Here is a 19,893-nt window from a genome sequence, read left to right on the forward strand (position 1 = left end):
TGGGGGTTGGGCTAAGTGCAGGTTGCGAACTAGCCACCGCCAATGGCATGAACCACTTCGACCTGATCGCCTTCACCCAGGACGGTCGCCGCATGCTGACTGCGCGGCACGATATCCAGGTTCAGTTCCACCGCAACCCGGCGTCCGGCAAGGTCCAGGCGGGTCAGTAATGCCGCGACGGTTTCGCCATCGGGCAATTCAAAGGGTTCACCGTTCAACTGAATGTGCATGCGAGAGCAGCCATCATTTTTGGGGGGCCAGCATTCTAGCCCGATCAGCGGGTATGACCAAGGCAAAGCCACGCCATTCGTCTCAAGCGCGATCTGCCGTGCAAGCCGTCACTCAAGGAGCAGAGCCCAACCGCCAGGCAGCCAGACCCAGCATCGACCAGCCAAACAGAAAGGCCAGACCACCGAACGGGGTGATGATGCCCAGCTTGCCGATGCCGGTCAGGGTGAGCGCGTACAGGCTGCCGGAGAACAACAGTATGCCGATAGCGAACGAGAATCCGGCCCAAGTGACGAGACGCCCGGGGATGTGCGTCGCCAGTATCGCCACACCGAGCAGGGCCAGCGCGTGGATCAGTTGGTAAAGCACACCCGTATGGAACACCGCCAGGTACTCGGCACTCAGGCGTTCCTTGAGACCGTGGGCGGCAAATGCGCCCAACGCCACACCCGTGAAGCCAAAGAAGGCAGCAAGCATCAAAAAGCTACGAAGCATCAGGAACTCCAGTGAAAAATCGTCGAAAGGCGCACGGTCTGTATAATGGCCCGCTCAACGGGTTCGGCCAAGCCATCTCTATGCTGCAGTTTATCCTTCGTCGCATCGTCAAAGCCCTGCTGTGGTTCGCCGCAGGCAGTGTTCTCGTGGTTTTGGTTCTGCGCTGGGTACCGCCACCAGGCACCGCGCTGATGGTCGAACGCAAGGTCGAATCCTGGGTCGACGGCGAGCCTATCGACCTGCAACGCGACTGGGAACCGTGGGACAGGATCTCCGACAACCTTAAAATTGCGGTCATTGCCGGCGAGGATCAGAAATTCGCAGAGCATTGGGGTTTCGACGTCGACGCCATTCAAGCGGCCATCCTGCACAACGAGCGCGGCGGCTCGATCCGTGGCGCCAGTACGCTTAGCCAGCAGGTGTCGAAAAACCTGTTCCTGTGGTCCGGTCGCAGCTACCTGCGCAAAGGGCTGGAGGCGTGGTTCACTATGCTCATCGAGCTGCTGTGGTCCAAGGAGCGCATCCTTGAGGTGTACCTGAACAGCGTCGAATGGGACGAAGGCGTATTCGGCGCGCAGGCAGCAGCGCAACATCACTTCCGCACCAACGCCAGCGCGCTTTCTGTACAGCAGGCCAGCTACCTCGCCGCCGTCCTCCCCAACCCGCGCGAGTGGAGCGCCAGCCACCCGAGCAGCTACGTCTCGCGTCGCGCCGGCTGGATTCGTCAGCAAATGCGTCAGTTGGGTGGGGATGAGTATTTGCAGGGACTCAATAGCAGCCGTCGGTGGTGATTGCGTCACAAAAGAGAACGCGAAGCGTCTGAAGCGGCATGCGATGCGGAGCGACGCTCGATAGCTGGTACACAAACAAAAACGCCCCGATCATCTCGGGGCGTTTTTTCGTCACCGGGTAGCCTTACGCAGCTATCGACGTCTTGAGCTTGTTCATCGCGCTTTTTTCCAGCTGACGAATACGCTCGGCGGAGACGTTGTACTTCTGCGCCAGGTCGTGCAGCGTGGCTTTTTCTTCTGCCAGCCAGCGCTGGTAGAGGATGTCGCGGCTGCGTTCGTCCAGCACGTCCAGCGCCTGATGCAAGTTGGCGGTGGAATTGTCAGTCCAGTCGGAGTCTTCCAGTTGACGCGCCGGGTCGTAACGGTGGTCTTCCAGATAATTGGCTGGTGACTGAAACGCACTGTCGTCATCCGCTTCGGCTGCCGGGTCAAAGGCCATGTCATGGCCCGTCAGACGGCTTTCCATTTCACGGACTTCACGCGGCTCGACGCCAAGGCTTTCAGCGACGCGATGCACCTCGTCGTTGTTCAGCCAGGCCAGACGCTTCTTCTGGCTGCGCAGGTTGAAGAACAGCTTGCGCTGCGCCTTGGTGGTGGCGACCTTGACGATGCGCCAGTTACGCAGGATGAACTCGTGAATTTCGGCCTTGATCCAGTGCACGGCAAAGGACACCAGACGCACGCCCATTTCGGGGTTGAAACGCTTCACGGCCTTCATCAGACCAACGTTACCTTCCTGAATCAGGTCAGCCTGAGCCAGACCGTAACCCGAATAACTGCGAGCGATGTGCACGACAAAGCGCAGGTGGGCGAGGACCATTTGTCGGGCCGCGTCCAGATCCTGCTCATAGTAGAGACTTTCAGCCAGTTCACGCTCCTGCTCGGGCGTCAGCAAGGGAATGCTGTTGACCGTGTGCACATAGGCCTCAAGGTTCGCACCCGGGACTAAAGCATAAGCAGGTCGCAAAGAAGTGGTCATACGAAAAAACCTCCAGCGCACAGGTTATGTGCAGTTCAGCAATAGCCAGATTGACCCGGAACCGCTAACCAAGTTCCTTGATTTTCAGAAGCCAGTCTGGTGAACGAAAAATTTGCCTCTAACGGGGCGCCAGCTCACGCAAGTGACGAGCGACCGCAATCCAGGCACCGATATACCCTAACAGAACCGCTCCAAGCAAGAGCGAAAGACCATCACCCATCGGAACACCTGCCAGCGCAAAGTCGCTTCCATAGAGACCTGCCAGCCCGACGACCGCACCGTTCAGCCAGTTCAGGCCATAAGCCAGAACGCCCCAGGACAGGATACCTGCCCCGAAACCGTACAGCGCGCCCATATAAAGGAAGGGTCTGCGCACGTAGCTGTCAGTACCGCCCACCAGCTTGATAACTTCGATTTCGATACGGCGGTTTTCAATATGTAGACGAATTGTGTTACCAATTACTAACAGCAAAGCTGAGACAAGCAAAACCGTCAAGCCGAAAACGAATCGGTCACCCAGCTTGAGGATCGCGGCCAGCCTTTCGACCCAGACCAGATCCAGTTGCGCCTGCTCGACTTTAGGCAGTTCTGCCAACCGCGTGCGCAAGGCTTCCAGCGCAGGTTTGTCCACTTCATCCGGCGTTACCAACACCACGCCTGGAAGCGGGTTCTCTGGCAATTCCTTGAGCGCCTCGCCCAGACCGGACTGTTGCTTGAATTCACCCAATGCCTGCTCGCTGCTGATGTACTCGGCATCTGCCACACCGGGCATCGACTTGATTTCATCGCGCAAGCGAGTGCCATCAGCAGTATTGGCATCCAGCTTCAGGTAGATGGAAATCTGCGCCGCACGCTGCCATGAACCACCCAGACGCTCGACATTACTTAGCAGCAATGACAAGCCCATCGGCAGGCTCAAGGCAATCGCCATCACCAGACAGGTAAAAAAGCTGCCTATCGGCTGTTTGGCCAGACGTCGCAGGCTGTCCAGCAGACTGGAGCGATGGCTTTCCAGCCACGCCGACAACAACGCACTGAAATCCGGGCCGTCATCATCATGGTCGTGACGCTGCTTTTTCTTTTTCGGCGGCACTGGATCGGCGGCCTTGGGCGCAACGCGTTCGGAAACCTTGGGGCTGCGTGTAGCACTCATACTCCGGCCTCCCCGTCACCGATCAAACGACCGCGTTGCAGGGTCAACATGCGATGGCGCATGCGGGCAATCAATGCAAGGTCGTGACTGGCGATCAGCACGCTGGTCCCCAGTCGGTTGATATCTTCAAACACGCCCATGATTTCCGCCGCCAGACGTGGGTCGAGGTTACCGGTCGGTTCATCGGCCAGCAGCAAGGCCGGGCGATGGACAATGGCGCGAGCAATCCCGACACGCTGTTGCTGACCGGTGGACAGGTCGCCGGGGTACAGCTCGGCCTTATCGGACAACGCCACACGCTCAAGGGCCGAATCGACCCGTTTGGCAATCTCGGGCTTGGACAGACCGAGGATCTGCAAGGGCAACGCGATGTTGTTGAACACCGTGCGATCGAACAGCAACTGGTGATTCTGGAACACCACGCCGATCTGACGACGCAGAAACGGGATCTGTGCGTTGCTGATCTGCCCAAGGTCCTGGCCGGCCAGCATCAGTTTGCCGGTGGTCGGACGCTCCATGGCCAGCAACAGGCGTAACAGCGTGCTTTTACCGGCACCGGAATGACCAGTGACAAACAAAAACTCGCCGCGACGTACTCGAAAGCTCAGTTCATGCAACCCGACATGTCCATTCGGGTAGCGCTTACCGACCTGCTCGAATCGAATCATGGACGCTCCCGCTCCGCAAACAGTGCCTGAACAAAGGGTTCGGCCTCGAAGGTACGCAAGTCATCGATACCTTCACCAACGCCGATATAGCGAATCGGCAAGCCGAACTGCTTGGCCAGGGCGAAAATCACGCCGCCTTTGGCTGTGCCATCCAGCTTGGTCAGCGCCAGCCCGGTCAACGTAACCGTCTGGTTGAATTGTTTGGCCTGATTGATAGCGTTCTGCCCGGTGCCCGCATCGAGGACCAGCAGGACTTCGTGAGGAGCATCTGCGTCCAGCTTGCCGATCACGCGGCGAACCTTCTTCAGCTCCTCCATCAGGTTGTCCTTGGTGTGCAGGCGACCGGCGGTGTCGGCGATCAACACATCAATGCCACGGGCCTTGGCGGCCTGCACGGCATCGAAAATCACCGAGGCGGAATCGGCACCGGTGTGCTGAGCGATGACCGGTATGTGATTACGCTCACCCCAGACCTGCAATTGCTCGACGGCTGCAGCGCGGAACGTGTCGCCCGCGGCCAGCATGACCTTCTTGCCTTCCAGTTGCAGCTTCTTGGCCAGCTTGCCGATGGTGGTGGTCTTGCCCGCGCCATTGACGCCGACCACCAGAATCACGAACGGCTTGTGTTCGGCCTTGATCACCAGCGGTTGCTCGACAGGCTTGAGCATCGCAGCCAGTTCGCCCTGCAACGAGGTGTACAACGCCTGAGCATCGGTCAACTGCTTGCGCGCGACCTTCTGAGTCAGGCTCTTGATGATGACCGATGTGGCCTCAACGCCGACATCGGCGGTCAGCAAACGGGTTTCGATTTCTTCCAGCAGGTCATCATCGATGGCTTTCTTGCCCAGGAACAGGCTGGCCATGCCTTCGCCAATGCTGGCGCTGGTTTTCGACAGCCCCTGCTTCAGGCGAGCAAAGAAGCCGACCTTGCCGGTTTCGGGCTCTTGTACCGGAGCAGGGGCCAGAGCAGGAACCACTTGCGGAACAGGCGCTACCGGTTGTGGCACAGCCTGCGCTACGACGGGTTCTGGTTCTGGAACAGGCTGAACCAGTAGTGGCTCGGGAACACTCAGCGGCACGATATCAGCCACAGGTTGCGCTGCGACCGGCTCGGGCATGGCATGAGCCTGACTTTGCTCTGGAATTGGCGGGGTGATGTGCGGCTCGCGCTCGTCACTCAGTGCCACTGGCTCCTCGGTTACCGGCAAGGTCAGCCACGGCTGAGGCGACGGCGCACCTGGCTTGACATGGCCTTGCTGCGAATTCGCAACCGGCTCGACGATGCTCTCGGGTACAGATTGCGAGGCAACAGCAGGCTCAACCTGCGGCGTGATCACAACCGGGTCGTGGACCGGATCGGGTTGCGTCGGGGATGATTCTTGTGGCGCTGGCTCGGCTTGCTGCGGTTTCTTGCGCAGCCATCCGAACAGGCCTTTCTTCTCTCCAGCCTCGGCTGGGGTCTTCTTGTCGTCGTTGGAACCAAACATGGAGGACGGCTATCTCAAGGTTGCGGGGCGCCAGAGGGCGACCCGGAAAAATTCTGACATGCAAAACAGACTGCGTTTAGGACTTCTTGTTCACTCAACGGCCGCTTGAAGCGCTACCTTTACCTGCGTTTCAGACAGGTTTCACTCGCAATCGGCCAGTGAAGGCTGTCTCTGAAGCAAACGGATCAGTATCCTAACACCCCCGCGCCCGCCGACGCTAAGTTCACGCGGGCCGTCCTACAGGTTCAAACTACGAATGAATGCTCTAGCCCGCCGCGCCGCAGGCCTGCTGCTCAGCACTATTTGTCTGCCCTTGACAGCATTGGCTGCTGATTCGCAACCGACTCATGAATTTACCCTGGACAATGGCCTGAAAGTTGTCGTCCGCGAAGACCACCGCGCTCCAGTGGTGGTATCGCAGATCTGGTACAAGGTCGGCTCCAGCTACGAAACACCCGGCCAGACCGGCCTGTCCCATGCGCTTGAGCACATGATGTTCAAGGGCAGCAGCAAGACCGGACCGGGTGAATCCTCGCTGATTCTGCGCGATCTGGGCGCTGAAGAGAATGCGTTCACCAGCGATGACTATACCGCCTACTATCAGGTCCTGGCCCGCGATCGTCTGAGCGTAGCGCTGGAACTGGAAGCCGATCGCATGGCAACCCTGAAATTGCCCGCCGACGAATTCAGCCGCGAGATCGAAGTCATCAAGGAAGAGCGTCGCCTGCGCACCGATGACAAGCCGATGGGCAAGGCATTCGAACGCTTCAAGGCGATGGCCTACCCTGCCAGCGGCTATCACACGCCGACCATTGGCTGGATGGCGGACCTGGAGCGCATGAAGGTTGAAGAGCTGCGCCACTGGTACGAATCCTGGTATGCGCCGAACAACGCCACGCTGGTGGTGGTTGGCGATGTGCAGCCGGACGAGGTCAAAGCCCTGGCAGAGCGTTTCTTCGGGCCGATCCCGCGCCGCGACGTGCCGCCCTCGAAAAAACCGCTGGAACTGGCCGAGCCGGGCGAGCGCAAGATCACTCTGCACGTCAAAACCCAGTTGCCGAGCCTGATTTACGGCTTCAACGTGCCAAGCGTTGCGACCGCTGAAGACCCACGTTCGGCGAATGCCCTGCGCCTGATTGCGGCACTGCTCGACGGTGGTTACAGCGCACGCATTTCCTCACGCCTGGAACGTGGCGAAGAACTGGTCTCCGGCGCATCGTCGCGCTACGACGCATTTGCTCGCGGCGACAGCCTGTTCATGATCAGCGCTACACCCAATCTGCAAAAGAAAAAGACCCTGGCCGATGTGGAAGCCGGCATCTGGCGTCTGCTCGACGAGCTGAAAACCAAGGCACCGTCGGCCGAAGAACTGGAGCGCGTTCGGGCTCAGGTCATTGCGGGCGTGGTCTATGAACGCGACTCGATTACCAGCCAGGCGACCATGATCGGCGAGCTTGAAACCGTCGGTCTGTCCTGGAAGCTGATGGACAATGAACTGGAGGCGCTGCAAAGCGTGACCCCGCAAGACATCCAGAAAGCAGCCAATACCTATTTCACCCGTGAGCGCCTCAGCGTTGCGCACGTTCTGCCTGAGGAGAAAGCCAAATGATCACGCGCAACGCTCCACGTCATGCGCTGCTTGGCCTGATCCTGGCCGGTTCACTCGGCACCTTTGTCGCATTGCCAGCCGTGGCAGACAACGCCGCCCCTGCCGAGCAGGGCCAGACCACTCCTGCACTGGGCAGCAACCTGCAAACCCTCAAGGAACTGGACGGCAAGGCGCCGGCCCGTCGTGCCCTGAACATACAAACCTGGAATACCGCCGAGGGTGCCAGGGTGCTGTTCGTGGAATCACGCGAATTGCCGATGTTCGACATGCGCCTGACATTCGCCGCAGGCAGCAGCCAGGACCAGAAATCGCCCGGCATTGCCCTGTTGACCAACGCCATGCTCAACGAGGGCGTCAAAGGCAAGGACGTCAATGCCATCGCTCAGGGCTTCGAAGGCCTGGGAGCGGATTTCAGCAACGGTTCCTACCGTGACATGGCGGTCACGTCCTTGCGCAGCCTGAGTGCTGCCGACAAGCGCGACCCGGCACTGAAGCTGTTCAGCGAAGTCGTGGGCAAGCCCACCTTCCCTGCCGACTCTCTGGCCCGTATCAAAAACCAGTTGATCGCCAGCTTCGAGACTCAGAAACAGAACCCCGGCGCTATCGCCAGCAAGGAACTGTTCAACCGTCTCTACGGCGACCATCCCTACGCTCACCCGAGCGAAGGCGACGCAAAAAGCATCAATGCCATTACCCTGGCTCAGCTCAAGGCTTTCCACGCCAAAGGCTATGCGGCAGGCAACGCGGTGATTGCTCTGGTAGGCGATCTGTCGCGAGACGAAGCGCAAGCCGTCGCGGCGCAGGTTTCCGCCTCGCTGCCCAAAGGCCCGGCGCTGGCGAAGGCCGCCGATCCGGTTGAACCGAAGGCAGGCACCACGCATATCGAATTCGCGTCCAACCAGACCCACCTGATGCTCGCGCAACTGGGCATCGACCGTAACGACCCGGATTACGCGGCGCTGACCGTGGGTAACTCGGTACTGGGTGGTGGCGGCTTTGGCAGTCGACTGATGACCGAAGTGCGGGAAAAACGCGGCCTGACCTACGGTGTGTCGTCAGGCTTCACCGCCATGCAGGTTGCCGGACCGTTCATGATCGGCCTGCAAACGCGTGCGGAAATGAGCGAAAACACCCTCAAGCTGGTGCAGGACATCGTTCGCGACTTCCTCGCCAACGGCCCGACCCAGAAAGAAGTCGACGATGTGAAACGCGAACTGACCGGCAGCTTCCCGCTCACCGCAGCCAGCAATTCGGCCATCGTGGGTCAGCTAGGTGCAATCGGCTTCTACAACCTGCCGCTGACCTACCTTGAGGACTACATGGCCGCCGCCCAGAGCGTGACCGTCGAACAGGTGAAAGCTGCGATGAGCAAGCACCTGAGCGCCGACAAGATGGTCATTGTTACCGTTGGCCCGACCGTGGAGCAGAAGCCACTGCCGGCACCGACCGACAAACCCACTCGCCAACCTGTAGGGGTCCCGGAACACTGATGGCCAATCCACGTCCGAAGGGCCACAACGGCCTGGGTCAGCTTCGTATCATCGGCGGAGAATGGGGCAGCCGTCGCCTGACCTTCCCCGACGCCCCCGGCCTGCGCCCGACGCCTGATCGCGTGCGCGAAACCCTGTTCAACTGGCTGGCGCCCTACATCGCTGGTGCCAGGGTGCTGGACGTTTTCACTGGCAGCGGCGCACTGTATTTCGAAGCCCTGTCCCGTGGCGCCAGCATGGGCCTGGCGCTGGACAGCAACGCGGCAGCCATCGCCAGCCTGCGCCAGAGCCTCAACGCACTGAACTGCACCAGCGGCCAGGTCTCCCAGACCGACGCCCTGCGCCATCTGGAAACCGCCACGGCATCGCCCTTTGACGTGGTGTTCCTCGACCCGCCCTTCCATCAAGGCCTGCTGGCTTCAGCCTGCAACCTGCTGGAAAGCCACGGCTGGCTGGCCGACACTGCCTGGATCTACACCGAAAGCGAAACCCCGCCATCGACCACCGGCTTGCCGGGCAGTTGGCGATTGCACCGCGAGAAAAAGGCTGGTCAGGTGTATTACGCGTTGTGGCAGCGGGGCCAGGGCTTACAGCTCACGAACCAATGCTCCGCGTTTGGCATGCAGCTCTGAACGTTCCGCGTCCTGTTGACGACGCATAGCGTCATGAAAGGCATTCCCACCCTGGAGCAACTACAACTATCGTGCGACGCTCCGCGTCGCATGTAGTTCTGGACGCTCCGCATCCTCTTGACGACGCAGAGCGTCGTGAAAGGCATTCCCACGCTGGAGCGTGCGGAACGATAACCTCGACTATCGTGCGACGCTCCGCGTCGCATGCAGTTCTGGACGCTGTGCGTACTCTTTTGCGATGCAGAGCGTCACGAAACGCATTTCTATACGCAACGACACCGTCAAGCCACTTACATCCCGGTCCACTTAATGGCAACGTACAGCTTCAGTCACTGCACCGATCGTTGAGCAAGCACGTGTCCACACGCCCTACCTTTCTGTCCCATGCCAATCCATTCGTCCCGGCCGCTGGCATGGGCAATCCGCATTTGCAGACGTTGTGGGGCCCGCTGCTGCGCAGGCCGACGCTGCTGGCGCGCACTCGCGAGCGGTTGTGGCTGAAGGATGGGGATTTTCTGGATATGGACTGGCATGGTCCGGATGAGCCCCATAAACCCCTGGTTCTTGTACTGCACGGCCTGACCGGGTCGTCCAATTCGCCGTATGTAGCCGGTCTGCAAAAGGCCCTGGCGGCGCAGGGCTGGCCCAGTGTGGCGCTGAACTGGCGCGGGTGCTCGGGAGAGCCGAATCTGCTGTCGCGCAGCTATCACTCAGGCGCGAGCGAGGATCTGGCCGAGGTGATCGCTCATTTGCGTTCGCTGCGGCCATTGGCTCCGATTTATGCGGCGGGGTATTCGCTGGGCGGCAATGTGTTGCTCAAGTACCTGGGTGAATCCGGCGCCAGCAGTGATCTTCGGGGCGCGGTGGCGGTGTCAGTGCCGTTTCGGCTGGACGAATCCGCCAACCGCATCGGCCAAGGGTTCTCCAGGGTTTATCAACGGCACTTCATGCGCGAAATGCTGGCGTATATCCGTGACAAGCAGCATCGCTTCCAGCATGAAGGCATCAGCGAGGGGCTGGCCGAACTCGCCGCGCTGGGCTCACTGGAGAACATGCGAACGTTCTGGGACTTCGATGGACGGGTGACTGCACCGCTGCATGGTTTTTCCGACGCCACGGATTACTACCGCAGGGCATCCAGCCGCTACTATCTGGGTCAGATTCAGACGCCGACGCTGATCATTCAGTCCAGCGACGACCCGTTCGTGTTCCCCCACAGCCTCCCCGAACCGAGCGAGCTGTCGTCCTGCACCGAGTTCGAGCTACACGCCAAAGGCGGGCATGTCGGTTTCGTCGACGGCTCGCTGCGCAATCCGGGCTATTACCTTGAGCGCCGCATCCCGTTATGGCTAAGCGCTGCACATCAGCGCGAAAACGCCTGATCAGGCTGACGAAGCATCAACCGGCGCCCGTGGCGATTTCATGCTCGGGATCGTTGATCCACTCGCTCCACGAGCCCGCATACAGCGTTGCCAGCGGATAGCCGGCCAGACACAGGGCGAACAGGTTATGGCAGGCCGTGACGCCTGATCCGCAGTAGGACACCAGACTTTCCGGCGGACGACCCTGCAATTTTTCGGCAAAACGCTGCCTGAGCTGCTCAGGTGGCAAAAAGCGTCCATCCGGCCCGAGGTTATCGGTACAGGCCGCACACTGAGCACCTGGAATATGCCCGGCGACAGGGTCCAAAGGCTCTACGTCACCTCGGAAGCGCGCCTCGGCGCGGGCGTCGATCAAGGTCATTTCCGGGCGACCGAGACGGCCATGCAAGCGACTGCCGCTGAGAACCATCGACATGTCCGGCTCACCGCTGAAACTGCCTGGCTCACGATTCGGCGCGTCAAGGCTCAACGGCAACCCGGCGGCGTGCCAGGCTTTCAGCCCTCCATCGAGCAGGTACACGCCTTCGCGCTTGCCCATCCAGGCCAGCAACCACCAGGCGCGCGCGGCATACATTCCAGGTCCGTCGTCGTACAGCACGATATCGCTGTCAGCGTTGATACCCCATGCCTGAAAGCACTGTAACAAGGCGTCGGGGTCCGGTAGCGGGTGGCGGCCTGTTTTGCCCTTGATCATCGGCCCGCTGAGGTCGCGCTTCAAATCGGCAAAGGACGCGCCCTCGATACGCCCTTGGGCGTAAGTGCGCTGACCGTAATCGGAATCTTCAAGCGCATAACGGCAATCGAGAATCACCAGACCTGGGGTTTTCTGTCGTGCAGCCAGTTGCTCGGGGCTGATCAGTTGCGCAATGGACATGACACACTCCTGTGGCAGAGAACCGACAAGCAGGCCGCTCATCGGCTCTGAAATTCACATCAGAACCTCAGGCAACGTCGAGTGAAACGTTTCGCATAGCGCGTCGAACGCTTCGCGAGCCTGAGGCGCGACAAACACAGATTCGAGCATAAGTACCTGATAGACGCCACGTCGAATCGCCGATTCGTTCAACTCTGTAGCGTTTTCCCGGTTGGTGCACAGAAAACGCACCCACGACGTCAGAACGATCCAGGTGTTGAGACTGGTCCATTCGATCTGCGATTCATCCATTTTCAGGATGCCAGCCTTGATAAACCCCCGATAGATAGTCATCGCCTGCATCAGGCAGCGATACGAAAAGCGCCGGTAACGCCTCGCCAGCTCTGCATCCGACGTCAGTAGATGCTCAAGGTCGCGGTACAGAAAACGGTAGCGCCACATGGCGTCCATTATCGCCAGAAAATAATCGCGCTTGTCTTCGATGGTCGGCGGGCGGTCGGCAGGCAGGGTCAGAAAACTGCCCACCAGCGTTTCATACTCGGTGAACAACTCGGCGATGATCACCTGCTTGTTGGCGAAGTGGTAATAGAGATTGCCGGGCGAGATTTCCATGTGCGCAGCAATATGATTGGTGGTCACGCTTCGTTCGCCCTGCTGATTGAACAGCTCCAGACTGGTTTGCACGATGCGTTCACGGGTTTTGGTACGGGTTGCCATGCGGACAAGGCCACTCTAAGTGCTAATCAGATGATGGCAATCTTAACGCAGGCAGATGCCGCAATGGTGGCAGAATCGAAGCAGCACCAGTGAAGAGTCGACGCAGGCAAGCTGAACACAAGGTGTCTTAGCCAATTGCTGCGCGTCGAGCATCATCCGCACCACAGTAAATAGCCCCAAAATCGGGGGTTTGGGCTGAAACATGGCCGATAATCGGCGCAATACGACGCTTGGCGCTTATTACGCAGCTTGGCCCATCGGGAAGGCTGCGATACCATCCGAGTCCCACAACGGACTCCGACCAGGACGACGCGATGAACCGAGTGTTGTACCCAGGCACCTTCGACCCGATTACCAAGGGCCATGGAGATTTGGTCGAGCGCGCCTCGCGCCTGTTCGACCACGTGGTCATTGCGGTTGCCGCCAGCCCGAAGAAAAACCCGCTGTTTCCTCTGGAACAACGCGTCGAACTGGCCCGCGAAGTCACCAAACACCTGCCCAACGTGGAAGTCGTCGGCTTCTCGACGCTGCTCGCGCATTTTGCCAAGGAACAGAATGCCAACGTCTTTCTGCGCGGCCTTCGCGCGGTATCAGACTTCGAGTACGAGTTTCAGCTGGCCAACATGAACCGTCAGTTGGCACCGGACGTCGAAAGCCTGTTCCTCACGCCCTCAGAGCGCTACTCATTCATTTCCTCGACGTTGGTGCGTGAAATAGCGGCATTGGGCGGTGATATCACCAAATTCGTTCATCCTGCCGTCGCTCAGGCGCTGACCGAACGCTTCAAGCGCTAGACGCACCGCATGTGAAGGTGCATCCCGAAGCCTAATGCGGCACAATTCGCCGCATTGGTTTTAATGTGCCCCGGCGTCGGCTGCGGCAGGAGCAATTCATGTCCCTTATCATCACTGACGATTGCATCAACTGCGACGTCTGCGAACCCGAGTGCCCAAACGAGGCGATTTCACAAGGCGAGGAGATCTACGTGATCAACCCGAACCTGTGCACCGAATGTGTGGGTCACTACGACGAGCCTCAATGCCAGCAGGTTTGCCCGGTCGACTGCATCCCCCTGGATGAAAATCACGTCGAGAGCAAAGAGCAGCTGATGGACAAGTACCGAATCATCACCAGCAAGGTCTGATACAGCCTTTACTGCTGCTTGCCGTACCCGTCACCGGTGCAACCCAGGCAACGCACAAAGGCTGCCTTGCCCGGATCGACCACCAGCGCCTTGCCCGTTGCGCCGAGGTTGCCGCCTGCCGCTGCAAAAGGCGCTGCAATCACGAACAGCCCTGTACCGATGACCGTGGCTGCTATCAACAGCGGTCGGGCAATCAGCAGATCGCCGATCATCGCGAACGCTGGCGGGTTTTGAATGGTGTAGACCGGATCGCCGCTGCCGGTGGAGACATCGGCGGCAATCGCAGGCAGCGCCTGCAGGCCGATAAACAGCGCCAGCGTGGCAGCAAGAATACGAAACGGTCTCATGGCTTGGTCCTTCAGGCGTAGCAAATAATTAAGGTGCCATCACTATAAACAGGGGTGCAGCTTAAGCAAGTGGCCTGACGCTCTGCGCCTCTGGTGTTTCAGCGCTGGCATTTTGGACAGTAAACACTGGCGCGCTGCCCCAACTTGATTTCACGCAGCGTTGTACCGCAGACCTTGCATGGCTGGCCGCCACGCCCGTAGACAAACAATTCCTGCTGGAAATACCCCGGCTTGCCGTCGCCGCCGATGAAGTCACGCAGGGTGGTACCGCCGCGCTCTATAGCGTAGGTCAGAATGCGCTTGATCTCGATGGCAAGCTTGAGATAACGAGCCCGTGAGACGCCTCCGGCTTCGCGTCGCGGGTCGATACCAGCCGCGAACAGTGCTTCGGTCGCGTAAATATTGCCCACCCCGACCACCACGGCGTTGTCCATGACAAACGGTTTGACCGCAATCGACTTGCCGCGCGAGCGCTCGTAAAGGCGCTCACCGTCGAACAGATCAGTCAGCGGCTCCGGCCCCAGACGAATCAACAACTCGTGGTTATGCGGATCAAGGCTCCAGAGCATCGCCCCGAATCGACGCGGGTCGGTGTAGCGCAAGGCCAGCCCGGACTCCAGTTCGATATCGACATGCTCGTGCTTGAGCGCCGGAAGCCCGGCCTCGACGAGGCGCAGATTGCCCGACATGCCCAAGTGGCTGATCAGCGTGCCCACTTCGGCCTGAATCAGCAGGTACTTGGCGCGCCGGTCCACCTGCACAATGCGCTGTCCGGAAAGCCGGATGTCCAAATCTTCGGGAATGGGCCAGCGCAAACGGCTGTCGCGTACGATAACGCGGCTGACACGCTGACCTTCAAGATGGGGTGCAATGCCGCGACGGGTGGTTTCTACTTCGGGTAATTCAGGCATGTATCACTCGGTTTTACAGGAAGGGCAAGCCAGCAGCGCACAGGCTCAGCGCGCGCCCAGCTCGCGGATGCTTTCCCTCAGGTATTCAAAGTCATATTCGGACAAGCCCACGTAATCCAGCACCAGCGCACCAATGCATTCCCATTCGTGATCTTCGCCCTGATTGCCCAGCACCTGGTAGGACTGGCAGATGTGCTCGGCCATTTTCAGGGGGGCCAAGAGGTTCTTGAGCGGGGCATTGCGACTGGTATCGTCCTGAAAAATCGCCAATGCGTTGTGATGATTGGCGATCGCGTCAGTCACGTGCGCAGGCAAGCGCCATGACTTGGCCGTGTAATAGCCGACCACCGAGTGATTGGTGTCGAACGCAGCGTTTTCAGTATCGACAACGCGACAATCAGGCCCTGCGTTGGCGTAGGCTTCTTCAAGGACCGGCATGTAATTCGGGAAGCGCTTGAGCATCAACGGAATACCGCAGTCATGGAACAGGCCCAATGCGTAGGATTCATCCACAGTCTGCGAGCCGATGCGCTTGGCCAGCGTCAGACTGGTCATTGCGACATCCTGCGCGGTGTCCCAGAAGCGATTAAGCGCGACGATGGTCTCATCGGTCATCTCACCCCTGATCGACTGCGCGTTGATCAGATTGATCACGGTACGGCTGCCCAGCAGATTCACAGCCTTGTCAATCGAGGCAATCTTGTTGGACAGGCCATAGTGCGCAGAGTTGACGATCTTCAGCAGCGCCCCGGACAACCCCGGATCTTGCGCAATCAGCCGCGCAATTACCCCAAGGTCCGGATCGGGCATGTATTGCTCCATCTGCAGATCCACCATGATCTGCGGCTGCGGGGGCACACTGATACCCTGCAACGCTTGCTGGATCTGTTCTGGGCTTAGCTCTTCGGACATAGGAATTTACTCACCGTAATGACTGGATTCTGACCCCTTGCGGGGAAACGGTCCATCACCCAAGACGAAGATATTCTCGGAACTTTGCCAAATGCCAGGCTTCGGACCTTGTGTTGACGGCGTATATGGCGGCCTCAAAACGACCGCCAGACGCCACCCTGAAAGCCCGACACTGGAGGATCCCATGTCTAAAGCACTGACTGGCAAACGCATCGCAATTCTTGTAACCGACGGTTTCGAGCAGGTCGAACTGACCGGCCCGAAAGAAGCGCTGGAGCAAGCAGGTGCCACCGTGGAAATCCTGTCCACCGAAGAGGGCCAGGTCAAAGGCTGGAATCACGACAAACCTGCCGATGATTTCAAGATCGACCGCACGTTCAAGGCGGCCAACGCCAGCGACTACCATGGCGTGGTTCTGCCGGGCGGCGTACAGAACTCCGACACCATCCGCATAGACACTGACGCACAGAAGCTCGTCAAGGACATAGAGGGCTCCGGCAAACCAGTGGCGGTTATCTGTCACGGCGGCTGGCTGTTGATATCGGCAGGCCTGGTGAAGGGTAAAACCCTGACCAGCTTCAAGACGCTGAAGGATGACCTGGTCAACGCCGGGGCTAAATGGGTTGATCAGGAAGTTGTCACTGACGGCACGCTGATCAGCAGCCGCCAGCCTGATGACATCCCGGCCTTCAACAGCAAGTTGATTGAAGCGCTGTCGGCTTGATCGGTTGCGATTATTGTAGTCATCCCGGCGCACTACCGGGATGACGCGCTATAATCCCGCTCTTTTTTCAGGAGCGACGTCATGTCCCTGCCTAGCTTGCGCCTCAAAGCCAACGCCGACCGCCGCCTGCGCGCCGGTCACTTGTGGGTCTACAGCAACGAAATCGACGTAGCCGCCACCCCGCTGCATGGTTTTGCAGCCGGTGATCAGGCCATCCTCGAAGCTGCTGGCGGCAAGCCGCTGGGCATCGTCGCCATGAGCCCCAACAACCTGATCTGCGCACGTTTGCTATCGCGCGATATCAAGCTGCCGCTCGATAAGTCTTTGCTGGTCCACCGCCTGAACGTGGCGCTGTCGCTGCGCGAGCGTCTGTTCGACAAGCCTTTCTACCGTCTGGTCTACGGCGATTCAGACCTGATGCCGGGTCTGGTGGTGGACCGGTTCGGTGACATTCTGGTTGTCCAGCTGGCCTCGGCCACCATGGAAAACCACAAGGAAGACATCATTGCCGCGCTGGTTCAGGTCATCAAGCCAAGCGGCATCCTGTTCAAGAACGACTCAGCCGCTCGCGATGCGGAAGGTCTGAATCGTTACGTCGAAACCGTGTTCGGCCTGGTTCCCGAATGGGTTGCGCTGGAAGAAAACGGCGTGAAGTTCGAAGCACCGGTGATGGCCGGGCAGAAGACCGGCTGGTTCTACGACCACCGTATGAACCGCGCACGCATTGCCCCCTACGTCAAAGGCAAGCGTGTACTGGACCTGTACAGCTACATTGGTGGCTGGGGAATTCAGGCAGCGGCTTTTGGTGCCAGTGACGTGACCTGCGTCGACGCATCGTCCTTCGCCCTTGATGGCGTTGAGCGCAACGCAGCCCTGAATGGCTTCGCAGAAAAAATGACCTGCATCGAAGGCGATGTTTTCGAGGCGCTGAAAGAGCTGAAAGCCGGTGAAGAGCGTTTCGATGTGATCGTTGCCGATCCACCTGCGTTCATCAAACGCAAGAAAGACATGAAAAACGGCGAAGGCGCTTACCGCCGCCTGAACGAGCAAGCCATGCGCCTGCTCAGCAAGGACGGCATTCTGGTCAGCGCTTCCTGCTCCATGCACCTGCCGGAAGACGACCTGCAAAACATCCTCCTGACCAGCGCCCGCCATCTGGACCGCAATATCCAGCTACTGGAACGCGGCGGCCAGGGCCCGGACCATCCGGTGCACCCGGCAATTGCCGAGACACGCTACATCAAGAGCATTACTTGCCGGTTGCTGCCTAATAGCTGATGCCTCCAGCATCGGAATGCAGTTCAGGACGCTCTGCCTTGCAAGAGGGCGCAGAGCGTCCGGAACGGCATGCGACGCGGAGCGTCGCACGATAGTTGAGGTTATCGTTCAGCCACGCTCCAACGCCGTCCGTAAACCCAGCAATACCAGAAAGTGCAGCGGGTAAATCGCATAGGCCCAGCGCCGCATCGGGATCACTGCGAACTTCGGTCTGGTGCGCAGTAGCGCTATGCCCAGCGCAGGTGCCACCAGGCAGGCGGCTATCGAGCCAATGGAAATCGGGTCGCCCCAGCTCGCGCCGGCAATCATCTGCGGCCAGGCATTGGCTGCGAGACAGAAAACTGCCGGAAACACCGAATACCAAAGGCGCTTTTGCAGCACCAACAGAAAAACCAGCGGCAGCAGCACGCCAGCAAAACCAAACATCAATTGTTGCTGAAAAACCGCCCCAAACAGCAGGGCCACGATGGCCATGATCCGCGTCGTCACGTTGCGATGCTGCCAGCCTTGAGCAATCAGCAGCCCCAGCAACAGGGTCGGCATCACGTTCAGCACGGTCACGTCCGCCATGAACAGCCGATACGGGATTTCTGCTAGCGCTGCGAATGCCAGCAGCCAGCCCAGATAGCGCCATTGCACCCGCGGGGCCAGAATGGCTGCGCTGCGCCGGGAAAGGTTTACGGCAATTGCCAGACAGAACCAGGGAAAGGCGAAACGCCCCGGTACGTAAAGAAAATCAACTGACCAGCCCACATAGCGAAGATGATCGAGCACCATGCTCAGCATCGCCAGCCACTTGAGCAGGTCCAGCGCCTTGTTGCGTCCGGGCAGAAAAGGCGGGTTGGACAGATCCATATCGCTCCTGAATGGGGAATTGCGTCATGCAGTCAACACATGACCGAACCTTATATTGTCGCTACAGTGCGCACCATAATCGCCCATAAGGAATCGGCCATGACAGACCAAAGCCAACAGTTCGCCAGCGACAACTATTCCGGTATCTGCCCTGAAGCCTGGGCAGCCATGGAGCAGGCGAACAAGGGGCATCAACGTGCCTATGGTGACGATCAATGGACTGCACGCGCATCAGATGATTTCCGCCGTCTGTTCGAAACCGACTGCGAAGTGTTTTTTGCCTTCAACGGCACAGCGGCCAACTCGCTGGCGCTGTCATCGCTGTGCCAGAGTTACCACAGTGTCATCTGTTCGGAAACGGCTCACGTTGAAACCGATGAATGCGGCGCGCCGGAGTTTTTCTCCAACGGCTCCAAACTGCTGACAGCACGAAGCGCAGGCGGCAAGCTGACCCCGGAGTCGATTCGCGAAGTGGCGCTCAAGCGTCAGGATATTCACTACCCCAAACCGCGCGTCGTGACGCTGACCCAGGCCACCGAGGTAGGCGGCGTTTATCAGCCCGAAGAACTCAAGGCAATCAGTGCGACCTGCAAGGAGCTGGGCCTGCATCTGCACATGGACGGTGCCCGCTTCTCCAATGCCTGCGCCTTTCTGGAGGCCTCACCGGCAGGACTGACCTGGAAATCCGGCGTCGATGTGCTGTGCTTCGGCGGTACCAAAAACGGCATGGCGGTGGGTGAAGCCATCCTGTTTTTCAACCATGACCTGGCTGAAGATTTCGATTACCGCTGCAAACAGGCCGGGCAGCTTGCGTCGAAAATGCGCTTTCTGTCTGCTCCGTGGGTCGGGCTGCTGGAAAACGACGCTTGGCTCAAACACGCACGCCACGCCAACCATTGCGCACAACTGCTGGCCGAACTGGTCAAGGATATTCCCGGCGTGGAGCTGATGTTTCCGGTACAGGCCAATGGTGTGTTCCTGCAATTGTCGCAACCGGCCATTGCAGCATTGACGGCCAGGGGCTGGCGTTTCTATACCTTCATCGGCAACGGCGGCGCACGCTTCATGTGCTCGTGGGACACCGAAGAAGAGCGCGTGCGTGAACTGGCCGCCGATATCAAGCTGGTGATGCAGGGCTGAAGCGTCTGGCTCAAAGCTTGCAGGTGCAGCCTGGCAATCGTGGTGGGGGCAATCTCCCCCTCAACGGCAATCGGCCC

22 protein-coding genes are annotated in these 19,893 nt (G+C 59.3%); 10 read left to right on the top strand and 12 right to left on the bottom strand.

What is annotated here, in order from left to right; translation table 11 throughout:
• Positions 1 to 29: 29 nt before the first annotated feature.
• Complete coding sequence (gene thiS, locus AC4ANE_RS25465) at positions 30 to 230, bottom strand: sulfur carrier protein ThiS (RefSeq protein ID WP_002555626.1); 201 nt, start codon at positions 228 to 230, stop codon at positions 30 to 32.
• 112 nt (positions 231 to 342) lie between these two features.
• Positions 343 to 723, bottom strand: coding sequence for a DUF423 domain-containing protein (locus AC4ANE_RS25470; protein ID WP_002555627.1), 381 nt, complete (start codon positions 721 to 723; stop codon positions 343 to 345).
• A gap of 80 nt (positions 724 to 803) precedes the next feature.
• Here AC4ANE_RS25470 and mtgA point away from each other — a divergent pair, with 80 nt between their 5' ends.
• Entirely contained in the window at positions 804 to 1,514 is a 711-nt protein-coding gene (gene mtgA, locus AC4ANE_RS25475) for a monofunctional biosynthetic peptidoglycan transglycosylase (RefSeq protein WP_002555628.1), read from the top strand.
• A gap of 124 nt (positions 1,515 to 1,638) precedes the next feature.
• Here the strand turns inward: mtgA and rpoH are convergent, their stop codons facing one another.
• From rpoH to ftsY, 4 genes are all read right to left on the bottom strand, one after another.
• Positions 1,639 to 2,493: an RNA polymerase sigma factor RpoH gene (rpoH, locus tag AC4ANE_RS25480; protein ID WP_460408591.1), complete on the bottom strand. Its 855-nt coding sequence runs from the start codon at positions 2,491 to 2,493 to the stop codon at positions 1,639 to 1,641.
• A gap of 118 nt (positions 2,494 to 2,611) precedes the next feature.
• Positions 2,612 to 3,646 carry a permease-like cell division protein FtsX gene (gene ftsX / locus AC4ANE_RS25485; RefSeq protein WP_002555630.1) on the bottom strand — a complete coding sequence of 345 codons (1,035 nt, stop codon included), beginning with the start codon at positions 3,644 to 3,646 and terminating at the stop codon, positions 2,612 to 2,614.
• Entirely contained in the window at positions 3,643 to 4,314 is a 672-nt protein-coding gene (ftsE, locus tag AC4ANE_RS25490) for a cell division ATP-binding protein FtsE (protein WP_002555631.1), read from the bottom strand. The genes ftsX and ftsE overlap by 4 nt, the downstream gene beginning before the upstream one ends.
• Positions 4,311 to 5,801, bottom strand: coding sequence for a signal recognition particle-docking protein FtsY (ftsY, locus tag AC4ANE_RS25495; RefSeq protein WP_002555632.1), 1,491 nt, complete (start codon positions 5,799 to 5,801; stop codon positions 4,311 to 4,313). Before ftsY ends, ftsE begins: the two co-directional genes overlap by 4 nt.
• Before the next feature lie 256 nt (positions 5,802 to 6,057).
• Between ftsY and AC4ANE_RS25500 the strand changes: the two genes are divergently transcribed.
• The 4 genes from AC4ANE_RS25500 (at position 6,058) to AC4ANE_RS25515 (ending at position 10,914) form a co-directional block, all read left to right on the top strand.
• The gene (locus AC4ANE_RS25500) at positions 6,058 to 7,410 is read left to right on the top strand and encodes a M16 family metallopeptidase (RefSeq protein ID WP_002555633.1); all 1,353 of its coding nucleotides are present in this window, start codon (positions 6,058 to 6,060) and stop codon (positions 7,408 to 7,410) included.
• Positions 7,407 to 8,900: a M16 family metallopeptidase gene (locus tag AC4ANE_RS25505; RefSeq protein ID WP_460408592.1), complete on the top strand. Its 1,494-nt coding sequence runs from the start codon at positions 7,407 to 7,409 to the stop codon at positions 8,898 to 8,900. The genes AC4ANE_RS25500 and AC4ANE_RS25505 overlap by 4 nt, the downstream gene beginning before the upstream one ends.
• Positions 8,900 to 9,532, top strand: coding sequence for a 16S rRNA (guanine(966)-N(2))-methyltransferase RsmD (rsmD, locus tag AC4ANE_RS25510; protein ID WP_460408594.1), 633 nt, complete (start codon positions 8,900 to 8,902; stop codon positions 9,530 to 9,532). The genes AC4ANE_RS25505 and rsmD overlap by 1 nt, the downstream gene beginning before the upstream one ends.
• A gap of 356 nt (positions 9,533 to 9,888) precedes the next feature.
• The gene (locus AC4ANE_RS25515) at positions 9,889 to 10,914 is read left to right on the top strand and encodes a hydrolase (RefSeq protein WP_031595041.1); all 1,026 of its coding nucleotides are present in this window, start codon (positions 9,889 to 9,891) and stop codon (positions 10,912 to 10,914) included.
• A gap of 16 nt (positions 10,915 to 10,930) precedes the next feature.
• Here AC4ANE_RS25515 and AC4ANE_RS25520 read toward each other — a convergent pair whose 3' ends face one another.
• Together AC4ANE_RS25520 and AC4ANE_RS25525 are read right to left on the bottom strand one after the other, a co-directional pair.
• Positions 10,931 to 11,788, bottom strand: coding sequence for a sulfurtransferase (locus AC4ANE_RS25520; RefSeq protein WP_002555637.1), 858 nt, complete (start codon positions 11,786 to 11,788; stop codon positions 10,931 to 10,933).
• Positions 11,789 to 11,842: 54 nt separating this feature from the next.
• Positions 11,843 to 12,505, bottom strand: a complete 663-nt coding sequence (locus AC4ANE_RS25525; RefSeq protein ID WP_002555638.1) for a TetR/AcrR family transcriptional regulator — start codon at positions 12,503 to 12,505, stop codon at positions 11,843 to 11,845.
• Positions 12,506 to 12,819: 314 nt separating this feature from the next.
• Between AC4ANE_RS25525 and coaD the strand changes: the two genes are divergently transcribed.
• A complete protein-coding gene (coaD, locus tag AC4ANE_RS25530) occupies positions 12,820 to 13,299 on the top strand; it encodes a pantetheine-phosphate adenylyltransferase (RefSeq protein ID WP_002555639.1) in 480 nt (159 codons plus the stop codon).
• Positions 13,300 to 13,397: 98 nt separating this feature from the next.
• Positions 13,398 to 13,649 (top strand): YfhL family 4Fe-4S dicluster ferredoxin, encoded by a 252-nt coding sequence (locus AC4ANE_RS25535; RefSeq protein WP_002555640.1) that lies wholly within the window; start codon positions 13,398 to 13,400, stop codon positions 13,647 to 13,649.
• 8 nt (positions 13,650 to 13,657) lie between these two features.
• On the opposite strand, the gene AC4ANE_RS25540 is transcribed toward AC4ANE_RS25535, so the two are convergent.
• The 3 genes from AC4ANE_RS25540 to AC4ANE_RS25550 all read right to left on the bottom strand — a co-directional run bounded on the left by AC4ANE_RS25540 (position 13,658) and on the right by AC4ANE_RS25550 (position 15,765).
• Positions 13,658 to 13,996, bottom strand: a complete 339-nt coding sequence (locus AC4ANE_RS25540; RefSeq protein WP_002555641.1) for a hypothetical protein — start codon at positions 13,994 to 13,996, stop codon at positions 13,658 to 13,660.
• Between the two features lie 98 nt (positions 13,997 to 14,094).
• Positions 14,095 to 14,907, bottom strand: coding sequence for a bifunctional DNA-formamidopyrimidine glycosylase/DNA-(apurinic or apyrimidinic site) lyase (gene mutM / locus AC4ANE_RS25545; protein ID WP_002555642.1), 813 nt, complete (start codon positions 14,905 to 14,907; stop codon positions 14,095 to 14,097).
• Positions 14,908 to 14,952: 45 nt separating this feature from the next.
• Entirely contained in the window at positions 14,953 to 15,765 is an 813-nt protein-coding gene (locus tag AC4ANE_RS25550; protein WP_011169740.1) for an HDOD domain-containing protein, read from the bottom strand.
• Between the two features lie 238 nt (positions 15,766 to 16,003).
• Here AC4ANE_RS25550 and AC4ANE_RS25555 point away from each other — a divergent pair, with 238 nt between their 5' ends.
• The gene (locus tag AC4ANE_RS25555) at positions 16,004 to 16,543 is read left to right on the top strand and encodes a type 1 glutamine amidotransferase domain-containing protein (protein ID WP_005735018.1); all 540 of its coding nucleotides are present in this window, start codon (positions 16,004 to 16,006) and stop codon (positions 16,541 to 16,543) included.
• An 81-nt stretch (positions 16,544 to 16,624) separates the two neighbouring features.
• The gene (locus tag AC4ANE_RS25560; protein ID WP_005744093.1) at positions 16,625 to 17,821 is read left to right on the top strand and encodes a class I SAM-dependent rRNA methyltransferase; all 1,197 of its coding nucleotides are present in this window, start codon (positions 16,625 to 16,627) and stop codon (positions 17,819 to 17,821) included.
• 108 nt (positions 17,822 to 17,929) lie between these two features.
• Here AC4ANE_RS25560 and AC4ANE_RS25565 read toward each other — a convergent pair whose 3' ends face one another.
• Entirely contained in the window at positions 17,930 to 18,676 is a 747-nt protein-coding gene (locus AC4ANE_RS25565; protein WP_002555645.1) for a TraX family protein, read from the bottom strand.
• 99 nt (positions 18,677 to 18,775) lie between these two features.
• Between AC4ANE_RS25565 and AC4ANE_RS25570 the strand changes: the two genes are divergently transcribed.
• Positions 18,776 to 19,816 carry a threonine aldolase family protein gene (locus AC4ANE_RS25570; protein WP_460408595.1) on the top strand — a complete coding sequence of 347 codons (1,041 nt, stop codon included), beginning with the start codon at positions 18,776 to 18,778 and terminating at the stop codon, positions 19,814 to 19,816.
• Positions 19,817 to 19,893: the final 77 nt, after the last annotated feature.

Source organism: Pseudomonas sp. Pme6b (assembly GCF_058129925.1).

Bases quoted from the DNA above. Each gene is read 5' to 3' on its own strand.
- thiS (WP_002555626.1), bottom strand. From the start codon at position 230: ATGCACATTCAGTTGAACGGTGAACCCTTTGAATTGCCCGATGGCGAA.
- AC4ANE_RS25500 (WP_002555633.1), top strand. From the start codon at position 6,058: ATGAATGCTCTAGCCCGCCGCGCCGCAGGCCTGCTGCTCAGCACTATT.
- AC4ANE_RS25565 (WP_002555645.1), bottom strand. From the start codon at position 18,676: ATGGATCTGTCCAACCCGCCTTTTCTGCCCGGACGCAACAAGGCGCTG.
- coaD (WP_002555639.1), top strand. From the start codon at position 12,820: ATGAACCGAGTGTTGTACCCAGGCACCTTCGACCCGATTACCAAGGGC.
- ftsY (WP_002555632.1), bottom strand. From the start codon at position 5,801: ATGTTTGGTTCCAACGACGACAAGAAGACCCCAGCCGAGGCTGGAGAG.
- ftsE (WP_002555631.1), bottom strand. From the start codon at position 4,314: ATGATTCGATTCGAGCAGGTCGGTAAGCGCTACCCGAATGGACATGTC.
- AC4ANE_RS25560 (WP_005744093.1), top strand. From the start codon at position 16,625: ATGTCCCTGCCTAGCTTGCGCCTCAAAGCCAACGCCGACCGCCGCCTG.
- AC4ANE_RS25535 (WP_002555640.1), top strand. From the start codon at position 13,398: ATGTCCCTTATCATCACTGACGATTGCATCAACTGCGACGTCTGCGAA.
- AC4ANE_RS25470 (WP_002555627.1), bottom strand. From the start codon at position 723: ATGCTTCGTAGCTTTTTGATGCTTGCTGCCTTCTTTGGCTTCACGGGT.
- AC4ANE_RS25525 (WP_002555638.1), bottom strand. From the start codon at position 12,505: ATGGCAACCCGTACCAAAACCCGTGAACGCATCGTGCAAACCAGTCTG.
- ftsX (WP_002555630.1), bottom strand. From the start codon at position 3,646: ATGAGTGCTACACGCAGCCCCAAGGTTTCCGAACGCGTTGCGCCCAAG.
- AC4ANE_RS25520 (WP_002555637.1), bottom strand. From the start codon at position 11,788: ATGTCCATTGCGCAACTGATCAGCCCCGAGCAACTGGCTGCACGACAG.
- mtgA (WP_002555628.1), top strand. From the start codon at position 804: ATGCTGCAGTTTATCCTTCGTCGCATCGTCAAAGCCCTGCTGTGGTTC.
- rpoH (WP_460408591.1), bottom strand. From the start codon at position 2,493: ATGACCACTTCTTTGCGACCTGCTTATGCTTTAGTCCCGGGTGCGAAC.
- AC4ANE_RS25570 (WP_460408595.1), top strand. From the start codon at position 18,776: ATGACAGACCAAAGCCAACAGTTCGCCAGCGACAACTATTCCGGTATC.
- mutM (WP_002555642.1), bottom strand. From the start codon at position 14,907: ATGCCTGAATTACCCGAAGTAGAAACCACCCGTCGCGGCATTGCACCC.
- rsmD (WP_460408594.1), top strand. From the start codon at position 8,900: ATGGCCAATCCACGTCCGAAGGGCCACAACGGCCTGGGTCAGCTTCGT.
- AC4ANE_RS25540 (WP_002555641.1), bottom strand. From the start codon at position 13,996: ATGAGACCGTTTCGTATTCTTGCTGCCACGCTGGCGCTGTTTATCGGC.
- AC4ANE_RS25505 (WP_460408592.1), top strand. From the start codon at position 7,407: ATGATCACGCGCAACGCTCCACGTCATGCGCTGCTTGGCCTGATCCTG.
- AC4ANE_RS25555 (WP_005735018.1), top strand. From the start codon at position 16,004: ATGTCTAAAGCACTGACTGGCAAACGCATCGCAATTCTTGTAACCGAC.